The 12,093-nt window shown below is 75.2% G+C and carries 8 protein-coding genes and 2 pseudogenes; 8 read left to right on the forward strand and 2 right to left on the reverse strand.

The features are described 5' to 3' along the window. Together ABZY91_RS39545 and ABZY91_RS39550 are read right to left on the reverse strand one after the other, a co-directional pair. A pseudogene (locus ABZY91_RS39545) lies at nucleotides 1-95 on the reverse strand (NADP-dependent oxidoreductase); the annotation flags it as partial. A gap of 13 nt (nucleotides 96-108) precedes the next feature. Then, nucleotides 109-996 (reverse strand): annotated as a pseudogene (locus tag ABZY91_RS39550) (tellurite resistance/C4-dicarboxylate transporter family protein); the annotation flags it as partial. 298 nt (nucleotides 997-1,294) lie between these two features. Here ABZY91_RS39550 and ABZY91_RS39555 point away from each other — a divergent pair. From ABZY91_RS39555 to ABZY91_RS39590, 8 genes are all read left to right on the forward strand, one after another. Further along, nucleotides 1,295-4,990 (forward strand): nitrate reductase subunit alpha, encoded by a 3,696-nt coding sequence (locus ABZY91_RS39555; RefSeq protein WP_355408808.1) that lies wholly within the window; start codon nucleotides 1,295-1,297, stop codon nucleotides 4,988-4,990. Continuing rightward, nucleotides 4,990-6,627, forward strand: a complete 1,638-nt coding sequence (gene narH / locus ABZY91_RS39560; protein WP_329952762.1) for a nitrate reductase subunit beta — start codon at nucleotides 4,990-4,992, stop codon at nucleotides 6,625-6,627. Before ABZY91_RS39555 ends, narH begins: the two co-directional genes overlap by 1 nt. Further along, the gene (narJ, locus tag ABZY91_RS39565) at nucleotides 6,624-7,247 is read left to right on the forward strand and encodes a nitrate reductase molybdenum cofactor assembly chaperone (RefSeq protein WP_355408796.1); all 624 of its coding nucleotides are present in this window, start codon (nucleotides 6,624-6,626) and stop codon (nucleotides 7,245-7,247) included. Before narH ends, narJ begins: the two co-directional genes overlap by 4 nt. A gap of 30 nt (nucleotides 7,248-7,277) precedes the next feature. Further along, nucleotides 7,278-8,003, forward strand: a complete 726-nt coding sequence (gene narI, locus ABZY91_RS39570; protein WP_355408798.1) for a respiratory nitrate reductase subunit gamma — start codon at nucleotides 7,278-7,280, stop codon at nucleotides 8,001-8,003. Between the two features lie 65 nt (nucleotides 8,004-8,068). Beyond that, nucleotides 8,069-9,364: an AAA family ATPase gene (locus tag ABZY91_RS39575; protein WP_355408800.1), complete on the forward strand. Its 1,296-nt coding sequence runs from the start codon at nucleotides 8,069-8,071 to the stop codon at nucleotides 9,362-9,364. Then, a complete protein-coding gene (locus ABZY91_RS39580; protein ID WP_355408802.1) occupies nucleotides 9,361-9,864 on the forward strand; it encodes a hypothetical protein in 504 nt (167 codons plus the stop codon). The genes ABZY91_RS39575 and ABZY91_RS39580 overlap by 4 nt, the downstream gene beginning before the upstream one ends. Before the next feature lie 65 nt (nucleotides 9,865-9,929). Beyond that, complete coding sequence (locus ABZY91_RS39585; protein ID WP_355408804.1) at nucleotides 9,930-11,612, forward strand: hypothetical protein; 1,683 nt, start codon at nucleotides 9,930-9,932, stop codon at nucleotides 11,610-11,612. Beyond that, on the forward strand, nucleotides 11,609-12,093 hold a 485-nt coding region (locus ABZY91_RS39590), incomplete at its 3' end, for a bpX6 domain-containing protein (RefSeq protein ID WP_355408806.1). The genes ABZY91_RS39585 and ABZY91_RS39590, both read left to right, overlap by 4 nt.

Raw genomic sequence — 12,093 nt, forward strand, 5'->3', positions numbered from 1 at the left:
GTCGTGGCGAGGGCGCCCAGGCCGCGCAGGTAGTCCTGGTTCGCAGCCCCGGCCGTGCCGATCACCGCGATGCCGCGCGCGCGGGCGATCTGCATCCCAGGCGGTGAGCAGCCAGACCGCCGCGGCGACCCACAGCAGCGGGCGGCCGAGCGTGTCCAGCCAGGGCACCCGCGCGGCGGCGGCCGTGGAGAGGCACGCCACGGCGGTCATGCCCAGCGGGAAGACCGTGGACCAGCGGCGCAGGTCGTACCCGGTCCGGGGGTGCAGGAGTTCGGCGCAGAGCAGGACCAGGTACCAGGCGAGCGCGAGTGCGAGCAGGACGAGGGTGGTCGTCCGCAGGACGGAGTGCGCCGTCCCCGACCAGACCCCCGACGCGAGCAGCTTGGAACCCGCGAGGGCGGAGATGGCCATGGCCCCGCCCGCGACCCAGTGGTCGCCGGCCCCCGTCGCCACCTGGCGGAGGTCGAAGCGGAACAGCGCGTCCCCGTACAGGACCAGCCCCAGCAGGAACAGCAGCAGGGCCGCCCGGGCGAGCCAGTCGGTGGTCTGCGGGGCGAGGACGGCGGCCAGTACGGCGAGGCCCTGGGTGGCGACGCAGATCAGGAACGCCGCGCCCGGCATCCGCCGCCCGAGGTGGCGCAGCACCGCCGTCAGCAGGACCGGCCAGGCCGCGGTGGCGAGGACGAGCAGCGCGGCGGCCGTCCCGGTCCAGCCCAGCAGGTCGAGCCGGACGCCGAGCACGTCGGTGGCGGCCACCGCCGTGAGGGCGGGCGGGGTCCGCGCGAGGGAGGTCCAGCCCCGCCGGTCGCCGACCAGCAGCGCGGCGAAGCCGGCCGCGAGGAGCAGCCAGATCGCCGCGGCCAGGACGAGGGCCACCGTCGAGAGCACGTCGAAGCCGGTGAGGTGGAAGCCGACCGAGATGATCCCGGTCGCCATCACCACCGCGCCGGCCCCCGGGGGCGGCGCGGCCCACCGGCGGTCGCTGGGCTCGTTCATGACCTCCATCGCAGCGCCCGCGCGCCGGTCCCGCCAGTCGGAACGCCCCCGCACGCCGGTCGGACGGGGCGGGACGGGGCGGGGCGGGGCGGGACGGGGCGGGGCGGGACAGGGCGGGACAGGGCGGGGTCGGACGGGAAGGCCCAGCGCGGGGGAGGCCGCCCACCCGATGGGACCTCCCGCCGCGCGCGCCGGGCCGCCCTCGGGTTCGATGGGCCCCACGGGCGGGTCCGGAACGGGAAGGTGCCAGGTGCGCGAGCCGACGAGCGAGCCGGGGCAGACGAGCGGAACCGGCGAGGTGGGGCCGGCGGGCGAGCCGGGGGCCCCGCTGCTGCGGGCCGGCCGGTTCTTCCGCCCCGGGACGGCGGCGGCCGACCTGCACAGCGTGCGGATCACCGGCGGACGCGAGTCGGACGCCTTCTACCGGGACCGCTGGAGCCACGACAAGGTCGTCAACTCCACCCACGGCGTCAACTGCACCGGGTCGTGCCGCTGGAAGGTCTACGTCAAGGACGGGATCATCACCTGGGAGACCCAGGCCACCGACTACCCGTCCGTCGGCCCGGACCGGCCCGAGTACGAGCCGCGCGGCTGCCCGCGCGGCGCCGCCTTCTCCTGGTACACCTACTCGCCCACCCGGGTGCGCTACCCGTACGTGCGCGGGACGCTGCTGGAGCTGTACCGCGAGGCGCTGGGCCGGCTGAAGGACCCGGTGCTGGCCTGGGCCGACATCCAGGCGGATCCGGAGCGCCGCCGCGCCTACCAGAGGGCCCGTGGCAAGGGCGGGCTCGTCCGGGCGAGCTGGGACGAGGCGGTGGAGATCATCGCCGCCGCGCACGTCCACACCGTCAGGCAGTACGGCCCGGACCGGATCGCCGGGTTCTCGCCGATCCCGGCGATGTCGATGGTGTCGCACGCGGCGGGCGCCCGCTTCCACTCCCTCATCGGCGCCCCGATGCTCTCCTTCTACGACTGGTACGCGGACCTGCCGGTCGCCTCGCCGCAGGTGTTCGGCGACCAGACCGACGTCCCGGAGTCGGGTGACTGGTGGGACGCCGCCTACCTGATGATGTGGGGCTCCAACGTGCCCGTCACGCGGACCCCGGACGCGCACTGGATGGCCGAGGCCCGCTACCGGGGCCAGAAGGTGGTGGCCGTCTCCCCGGACTACGCGGACAACACCAAGTTCGCCGACGAGTGGATGCACCCGCACCCGGGGACGGACGGCGCGCTCGCCTTCGCGATGGGGCACGTGATCCTGCGCGAGTTCTTCGTGGACCGGCCGACGCCGTTCTTCGAGGACTACGTCCGCCGCTTCACCGACCTGCCGTTCCTCGTCACGCTCACCGCCCGGGACGGGGCGTTCGTGGCCGACAAGTTCGTCCGGGCGAGCGACCTGGGCGACACCGGAGAGGGCGCCGAGTGGAAGCTCGCCGTGCTCGACGAGGCGACCGGGCGCCCGGCCGTGCCCAACGGCTCGCTCGGCTTCCGCTGGACCGAGTCCGGCAAGGGCCGGTGGAACCTCGACCTCCAGGACGTCCGCCCGCGCCTGTCGCTGTACGCGGACGGGGCCGCGGAGCCCGTGGAGGTGCTGCTGCCGCGCTTCGACACCGAGGGCGGCGAGCACGGCCAGGGCCGCGGCGAGACCGTCCGCCGGGGCGTGCCCGCGACCAGGCTCGGCGGCCCGGACGGGCCGCTGGTCACCACCGTGTACGACCTCCTGCTCGCCCAGTACGGGGTCGGCCGCGCCGACCTGCCGGGGCACTGGCCGTCCTCCTACGACGACGTGCGAACGCCCGGCACCCCCGCCTGGCAGGAGCTGCACACCTCCGTGCCGGCGGCCCAGGCGGTGCGCGTGGCAAGGGAGTTCGCGCGGACGGCCGAGGAGTCCGAGGGCCGGTGCATGATCCTGATGGGTGCCGGGACCAACCACTGGTTCCACTCCGAGACGATCTACCGCACGTTCCTCGCCCTGCTGACCCTCACCGGCTGCCAGGGCCGCAACGGCGGGGGCTGGGCGCACTACGTCGGCCAGGAGAAGTGCCGCCCGTCGACCGGCTGGGCGACCCTGGCCGGCGCCGCCGACTGGGCCCGCCCGCCCCGGCAGATGATCGGCACCGGGTGGTTCTTCCTCCACACCGACCAGTGGCGCTACGACACCTTCTCCGCGGACGTCCTCGCGTCCCCGCTCGGCACCGGCCGGTTCCGCGGCCTGGCCACCGTCGACCTGCTGGCCCGTTCGGCCCGGCTCGGCTGGATGCCGTCCTACCCGACCTTCGACCGAAACCCGCTCGACCTGGTCGACGAGGCCCGGGCCCGGGGCCGCGACCCGAAGGACCACGTGGTCGACGAACTCGCCGCCGGGCGGCTCGGGTTCGCCTGCGAGGACCCGGACGCCCCCGCCAACTGGCCCCGGGTGATGACGCTGTGGCGGGCCAACCTGCTCGGCTCCTCCGGCAAGGGCGCCGAGTACTTCACCCGGCACCTGCTGGGCACCCACTCCTCGCTGCGCGCCCGCGAGGCCGACGAGTCGGTCCGCCCCCGCGACGTCCGCTGGCACGAGGAGGCACCGGAGGGGAAGCTCGACCTGCTGCTCTCGCTGGACTTCCGGATGACCTCGTCGACGCTGCTGTCGGACGTCGTGCTGCCCGCCGCGACCTGGTACGAGAAGCACGACCTCTCCTCCACCGACATGCACCCGTACGTGCACGCCTTCACCCCGGCGATCGACCCGCCCTGGCAGGCGCGCACCGACTTCGAGGCCTTCCACGCGATCGCCGGGCGCTTCAGCGAGCTGGCGCGCGACCACCTCGGCACCCGGCACGACCTGGTCGCCACCCCGTTCCAGCACGACACCCCCGGCGAGACGGCGCAGCCCGGCGGCGTCGCCCTGGACTGGCGCCAGGGGGAGTGCGCGCCGGTGCCCGGCGCGACCCTGCCGAACCTGACCGTCGTCGAACGCGACTACACCGCGATCGGGGCCAAGATGGCGGCCCTCGGCCCGCTGGTGGAACGGCTCGGCCTGCCCGCCAAGGGCATCGCCCTGCGGCCGGACGAGGAGGTCGAGTACCTCGGGCGCCTCAACGGGGTCGTCCGCGGCGGCCCCGCCGACGGCCGCCCCGCGCTGGACACCGCCGTCAAGGCGGCCGACACCGTGCTGGCACTGTCCGGCACCACCAACGGCCGGCTGGCCACCCAGGGGTTCCGCACCCTGGAGGCCCGTACGGGGCAGGAGATGGCGCACCTCGCCGCCGAGCACGAGGGCCGGCGGATCGGCTACGCCGACACCCAGGCCGCGCCGGTCCCGGTGATCACCTCGCCCGAGTGGTCCGGCAGCGAGGCGGGCGGGCGCCGCTACAGCCCGTTCACCCTCAACACGGAGCACCTCAAGCCCTGGCACACGCTCAGCGGCCGGCAGCACTTCTTCGTCGACCACGACTGGATGCACGAGCTGGGGGAGGCGCTGCCCGTCTACCGGCCGCCGCTGGACATGCACCGGCTGTTCGGCGAACCCGCCCTCGGACCGGACGGGCAGCGGGAGGTGACGGTGCGCTACCTCACGCCGCACAACAAGTGGTCGATCCACTCCGAGTACCAGGACAACCTCTTCATGCTCGCCCTCTCGCGGGGCGGGCAGGTCGTCTGGATGTCGGTCGAGGACGCGGCGGCCATCGGCGTCGAGGACAACGACTGGATCGAGGCCGTCAACCGCAACGGCGTCGTCGTCGCCCGCGCGGTCGTCTCCCACCGCATGCCGCCCGGCACGGTGTACATGCACCACGCCCAGGAACGCACCGTCAACGTCCCCCGGTCGGAGACCACCGGGCGGCGCGGCGGCATCCACAACTCGCTGACCCGGGTGCTGCTCAAACCGACCCACCTGATCGGCGGCTACGCCCAGCTCTCGTGGGCTTTCAACTACTTCGGCCCGACCGGGAACCAGCGTGACGAGGTGACGGTGATCCGCCGCCGCAGCCAGGAGGTGCGGTACTGATGCCCCAGCGTGAAGCTCCCGTCGGACGCGTCATGGCCCAGGTCGCCATGGTCATGAACCTCGACAAGTGCATCGGCTGCCACACCTGTTCCGTCACCTGCAAACAGACCTGGACCAACCGGCAGGGCATGGAGTACGCCTGGTTCAACAACGTCGAGACCCGCCCCGGACTCGGCTACCCGCGCCGCTACGAGGACCAGGAGAAGTGGCGGGGCGGCTGGCGGCTCGACCGGCGGGGCCGGCTCCGGCTCAGGCAGGGCAGCCGGCTGTTCAAGCTGGCCTCGATCTTCGCCAACCCCGTGCTCCCCACCCTCCGGGACTACTACGAGCCCTGGACGTACGACTACCGGGCCCTCACCGACGCGCCGCTCGGCGACGACTACCCCGTCGCCCGTCCGCACTCGCTCGTCACCGGCAAGCCGATGACGGTCGAGTGGTCGCCCAACTGGGACGACGACCTCGGCGGCGCGCCCACGTACGGGCCCGAGGACCCCAACGTGGAGCGGATGCGCACCGAGGCGGGCCGCCGGATCCGCTTCGAGTTCGAGCAGAGCTTCATGTTCTACCTGCCCCGGATCTGCGAACACTGCCTCAACCCGTCCTGCGTCGCCGCCTGCCCGTCCGGCGCGATCTACAAGCGCGAGGAGGACGGCATCGTCCTCGTCGACCAGGACGGCTGCCGGGGCTGGCGCCAGTGCGTGACCGGCTGCCCGTACAAGAAGATCTACTTCAACCACCGCACCGGCAAGGCCGAGAAGTGCACCTTCTGCTACCCGCGCGTCGAGGTCGGCCTGCCCACCGTCTGCTCCGAGACCTGCGTCGGGCGGCTGCGCTACCTCGGCGTCATGCTCTACGACGCCGACCGGGTGGCCGCCGCCGCCTCCGTGGCCGACGAACACGACCTCTACGAAGCGCAGTTGGGTGTCTTCCTCGACCCGGCCGACCCCGAGGTGCGGCGGGCCGCCGAGCGCGACGGCATCCCGCACGACTGGATCGAGGCCGCCCGCCGCTCGCCGGTCCACACCCTCATCAGCACCTACCGGGTCGCGCTGCCGCTCCACCCGGAGTACCGGACGATGCCCATGGTCTGGTACATCCCGCCGCTCTCCCCGGTCGTCGAGGAGGTCGCCCGGAGCGGCCACGACGGGGAGGACCCCGGCAACCTCTTCGGTGCGATCGACGCCCTGCGGATCCCGCTCGAATACCTCGCCGAACTGTTCACCGCGGGCGACACCCGCCCGGTCCGCGCGGCCCTCGACCGGCTCGTCGCGATGCGCTCGTACATGCGCTCCGTCAACCTCGGCCGGGAGCCCGACCTCGCCGCGGCCCGGGCCGTCGGTCTCGACGGTCCGCAGATCGACGAGCTGTTCCGGCTGCTCGCCGTCGCCAAGTACGAGGACCGGTACGTCATCCCGACCGCCGCGCGGGCCGACGCCGAGCGGCTGGAGGAGTCCGCCGTCCCCACCGGCTGCGGACTCGACCACGAAGGAGGGCCGGGCATGGGGCCGGACGGCGCCGACGGGCCCGTCGGTGCCGACTCCGGCCGGCGGACCCTGCCGATGGTGACGATCGAGAGCTTCCACGCCCTGCGCAGACGCCAGACCGCCGACCGGACCGACGAGGAGGAACCCCGGTGACCGAGGACCTCGCCCTGGTGCGCCGGGCCGCCGCCGTACTGCTCTGCTACCCCGACCGGGACGCCCCCGGTACCCTCCGGCTGCTGGCGGCGGAGCTCCGGCCGGTCCGCCACCCGGCCGCCGAACCGCTGCGCGCCTTCCTCGCCCGCGCCGGGACGCGCTCCGCCCCCGAACTCGCCGCCGACTACGTCGAGACCTTCGACTTCACCCAGCGCCACAGCCTCCACCTCAGCTGGTGGACCGACGGCGACACCCGGCGGCGCGGCGAGGCCCTGGTCCGGTTCAAGGAGGTCTACCGGGCGCACGGCCTGGAGTTCACCGACGAGGAGCTCCCCGACTTCCTGCCCGCGGTCCTGGAGTTCGCGGCCGCCACCGGCTCGGACGCGCTGCTGCGCGAGCACCGGCCGGCCCTCGAACTCCTGCGGCTCGCCCTCACCGAGCACGGCACGCCGTACGCCGACGTCCTCGTCGCCGTCTGCGCGACCCTGCCCGGACCGTCCCCCAAGGACCGGGCCGCCGCCCGGGCACTCGCCCGCAGCGGGCCGCCGCGCGAGCAGGTGGGCCTGGACGCGGACCTGCCCTACGGCCACCTCGGCCTGCTCCCCGTCCTGCCCTCCTGAGCGGAGTCCGCCGATGAACACCTTCCGCCGATGAACACCTTCCTCTGGGGCGTGCTGCCGTACCTGGCCGCCGTGCTGCTGGTCTCCGGCCTGGTCTGGCGGTACCGCTACGACAAGTTCGGCTGGACCACCCGCTCCTCCGAGATCTACGAGTCGCGGCTGCTGAACATCGCCTCGCCGATGTTCCACTACGGCATCCTCTTCGTCCTCGCCGGCCATCTGATGGGCCTGTTCGTCCCCGCCTCGTGGACGGACGCCGTCGGCCTGGACGAGCACGCCTACCACCTGGTGTCGCTCTTCGCGGGCTGCGCGGCCGGGTCCCTGGCGGTGGCCGGGATCCTGATGCTGCTCTACCGCCGGCGCCGCAACGCGGCCGTGTTCCGCGCCACCACCCGCAACGACAAGCTGATGTACGTCGTGCTGCTGGGTGCGATCGTCCTGGGGCTGGTCGCCAAGCTGATGCACTCCTCGGTGAGCGAGGGGTACGACTACCGCACCACCATCGCCCCGTGGGCCCGCAGCCTGTTCACCCTCCGGCCCGACGTCGGGCTGATGGCCGACGTCCCGCTCGCGTTCAGGCTCCACGCGGTGGTCGGCCTGGCGCTGTTCGCCCTGCTGCCGTACACCCGCCTGGTCCACATGTTCAGCGCCCCCGTGCAGTACCTGTTCCGCCCCTACATCGTCTACCGCAGCCGCGGCCCGGAGCAGCTCGCCGACCGGGCGCCGAAGCGGGGCTGGGAACGGATCAAGTACTGACCCCCTCCGGCCCCCTCCGAAACCGCTGGTAGCCCCCGGTGCGGCCACCGTAGACTCCGGTGCTCGTGACCGACACCAGCATCCCGACCGCCGCCCGCACGGCCGAGCCCGCACCCGCATCCGAGCCCGTACCTGCGCCCGTACCTGCGCCCTCCTGTGCGGACGACCTCGCGGACGGCCTCGTGGGCGACTTGGTGGACGGCCGGGCGGGCGACCCGGCGGCCGACCCCGCCGCCGCGCTCCGGCCGGACGCCGAACTGATCGGCGCCGCCGTGGCCGCCGCCGGCCGGGGCATGATCGACCGTGAGACGGTGGCCGAGGTCGTGGCGCTCTGCGCGGTCGCCGGCGAGCACCTGCTGGTCGTCGGCCCGCCCGGCACCGCCAAGTCCGAGGCCGTCCGCCGGGTCGCCGCGCAGCTCGGCGGACGCTACTTCGAGTACCTGCTCGGCCGGTTCACCGAACCCAACGAGCTGTTCGGCCCCGTCGACCTGCGCAGCCTGCGCGAGGGCCGGGTCGAGTTCGAGACCGCCGGCATGCTGCCCGAGGCCGACATCGCCTTCCTCGACGAGGTCTTCCTCGGCTCCACGGCCGTCCTCAACACCCTGCTCGGCCTGCTCAACGACCGCGTCTTCCGGCGCGGCGGAACCGTCCTCGCCAGCCCGCTGCGGGTCTGTGTCGGCGCCGCCAACCACCTGCCGGACGACCCCGCGCTCGCCGCCTTCGCCGACCGCTTCCTCGCCCGCGTCTTCGTGGAGCCGGTCGCCGACGCCCGGCTGGAGGAACTGCTGGAGGCCGGGCGCAGGCCCGCCGCCGCCCCCGTCCGGCCCACCGACCTGCTCGCCGCCCTCGACCGGCTCGCCGCCGCCGCCCGCACCTGCGACCTGGACGACGTCACCCCGCTGCTCGGCGCCGCACTGCGCCGGCTGCGCGCCGCCGGCGTGCCGATCGGCGACCGGCGGGCCGTCCGATCGCAACGGCTGGTCGCCGCCGCCGCCGTCCTGGACGGCCGTACCGCCGCCTCCGCCCGCGACCTGTGGGTGCTGCCGCTGATCGCCCCGACCGCCGACACCCAGGCGCTCGCCCGCGACACCCTCGGCGACCTCATCGAGAAGGCCGCCAACCAGAGCCTCGTGCACGCCGCCGAGGAACTGTCGCGCAGTTCGGCCGCGCGCGCCGAACGGCTCACCCGTACCGGGGCCGAGCTGCTCGCCGCCCACCGCGAGCTGCCCGGGGGCCGCGACGCGCGGCTCCGGCTGGAGGCCGCCCTGCGGGAGATCGACGCCGGGTTCGCCCCCGCGGACCTGCCCGCCGGCCTGGCCGGCATACGGGCCGAGCTGGTCGCGGCGGTCGCGCCCTCGTGACCACCGTGCCGCCCGACGCCCCGTCGGCCCCGTCCCCGGCCGTCGCTCCCACCGCACCGCCCTCCGTCGCGCCCGCCGTCGCTCCCGCCGCACCGCCCGCCGTCAGACTCGGCTGGGAGCGCCGCGAACCGCCGCTCACCGCCGCCGCCGTCCTCGCCACCGACGGGGCCGTCCCCGCGCTGGCCGCCGCCACCCGGGACCGGATCGCCGACGGCGCCCGGCTCGGCGTGCTCGCCGACGACACCGCACTGCTCGTCCTCGGCGCCGAGGACGACCTCCCCTGGGCGGACGGCGCCCGCTACCTCGGCCACGACGGCGGGCTCCTGGTGCCGACCACCGCCCGGCCCGTCCCCGCCGCCGTCGTCTGGCGCACCGCCCTCGGCGCCGAGGCCGGACAGCTCTGCGTCCTCACCCCCGGCCACGCCCTCGTCGCCGCCCCGCCCGCCCCCGCGACCGACCCCGAGGCTCTCACCCCGTACATCCGGAGGGCCGCCCGATGACCGCCGGGGCGCCGGTGGAGGCCGGGCGGACGGTGGGGGCCGGGCGAGTTGCGGGGCCCGGGCGGATGCCCGTCGGGCTGGCGCCCTGGGCGGGCACGCTGTCCGCGCTCACCCCCGAACTCGCCCTCGCGCTCGGGCCGTTGCTGCGCCACCTCGACTCCCAGGTGGGCGAGCGCGAGCCGGTGGCCGACGGCCCGGGCAGCCCGGAGGGGCTCGGCGGCCTCGGCCGGACCGGCCGGCCGGACCAGCTGCTGCCCACCGAATGGCTGCTCGCCGAGGAGTACCCCGACGAGTTCCTGCGCCGCTTCGCGGACCGTGAACTCCTCTACCTCGCACCCGAGTTCCGCACCCCGGTCAGTCGGGGCCGGACCGTCGCACTGGTCGACGCCGGGCCTGCCCAGGCCGGGCCCGGCCGGCTGGTCCAGCTCGCCGCGCTGCTCGTCCTGCACCGGCGGGCCGCCGTACGCGGCACCGAACTCGTCGTGGGCGTCCTCGGCGACCCGCCCGACCGGTGGCTCACGGGGGACCTCGCCGAGTTGCTGCCCGCCTGGCTGCGCTCGCGCCGGCCCGCCGACCCGACGCCCGAGGACGTGGACCGCGCCCGGCAGGCACTGGACGCCGCCGACCGCGCCTGGCTGCTCACCTCACCCCGGCTCGCCGCCCGCCTCCCCGCCCGGCCCCGGGTGCTGACGAGCGAGACGACCCGCTGGGGCACGGCCGGCGCCACCCACGTCACCGTGCTGATCGACCGGTCCGAGGTCGAACTGGCCCTGCCCGCCGGCGAGATCGCCGTCCGGGCACGGCGCGGCGCGGAGTTCCGCCGCAGCGGCCCCGACGCCCCGCCGGCCGTCCCCCTGCCCGAGGCCTTCGGCGCGACCGGGGGAGCGCTGCCCGCCTTCACCACCGAGTCCCGCACCCTGGTCGCCCGGGGCGCGAGCACGGACGTCCTGCTGGCCGTCGGCATCCCGGACACCGACCACCTGCATCCCACCGTCCTCCGGGCGAAGCGGCACCGGCTGCACGGGCCGGTGGTCGCCGCCGGGCGGGTCGGCCGGCGGCTGATCGCCCTCCAGCTCCGCAAGGGGCACCTGATCCCGTACATCAGCGGCCGTCCGTTCGGCTCGCCCGGCGACTACCGGGCCGATCCGGCCGACCTCGGCCTCGACGGGGCGGAGCTGGCGCGACTGCTGACCCGGCCGCTCCTGCCGCTGCTGCGCACCGGCGGCGACCTGCTCCTGCCGGTCGCCGGCCGCTGGCGGCGGCTCGCGGCCGACGGCACGGTCACCGACGACGGGCCGGTCGGCCGGGGCGCCGAGAGCCCGAGCCACTTCAACCGGTTCCGCGAACCGCGGCTCTTCGAGCGGAGGTTGCAGCCCGACGCCGCCCGGGCCAGGCACCTGCTGCACGCGGGAGGCACCGTCGCCTGGTCCGAGGACGGCAAGAGGTGGACGGTCTGGACCAGGCTCGGTGACGAACGGCGGCTCTCCTTCCGGGAGAACGCCGAGGTGCTCGGTCTGGTCCACGACCGCCGCGAGCCCGCGCTGATCACCTGGTCGCCCGGCGTGCGCACGCTGCGGGCGGTCCGCGCCGACGGCGTCCGCACGCTGAGCCGGTTCTCCGGCGGCCCGACCCAGCCGGCCCTGCACCCCACCCTGCCGCTGATCGCCGCCGAGACGGCCTCCGGCCGGATCGTGATCGGCGACGCCGTCACCGGCCGGATCCGCCACTTCCTCTGGAGCAACCGGTGAGCCCCGGCACGGCACTCTCCCCGCGCGCCACCGTCACCGCCGCCGGGTTCGTCCTCGACGTGCCCGTGATCGGCCGGGCGGAGGCCGTCCACCGCGTCCTGGCGCACTGGCGGGACGGCGCCGAGCTGCGTGAACTTCCGGACGGTCGCTGGCTGTTGATCCTGGCCGAACCCGTGGCGGTCCGGGTCGACCGGGCCCCCGGGCTGCCGCTGCGGGCGGCGGCCGACGGCACGCTCGCCGCGTTCGGGGCGGCCGAGGGACCGTTCGGCCCCGGCCGGCTCGTCCTCGTCGAGGCCGGACGGACGATCACCCGTCCCCTCGCCGGCCTGACGGCGACGGACCCGTCCGGCTGGCTGTCCCCGGCCGGTCTCACCCTGCACCGCCCGCGCCCGGTCGGCGCCGCCCGCCGAGACGCCCGGGCGTCAGTGGGACGCCCTGGGCGCCCACGGACTCGCCTGGCTTCGCCACCGTCTCGCGTAGC

Origin of the sequence: Kitasatospora sp. NPDC002965, from assembly GCF_040611255.1 — a bacterium.
GTDB lineage: Bacteria > Actinomycetota > Actinomycetes > Streptomycetales > Streptomycetaceae > Kitasatospora.

Coding starts and splice junctions, on each gene's coding strand:
- narH (WP_329952762.1), top strand. CDS start 4,990: ATGCCCCAGCGTGAAGCTCCCGTCGGACGCGTCATGGCCCAGGTCGCC.
- narI (WP_355408798.1), top strand. CDS start 7,278: ATGAACACCTTCCTCTGGGGCGTGCTGCCGTACCTGGCCGCCGTGCTG.
- ABZY91_RS39585 (WP_355408804.1), top strand. CDS start 9,930: ATGCCCGTCGGGCTGGCGCCCTGGGCGGGCACGCTGTCCGCGCTCACC.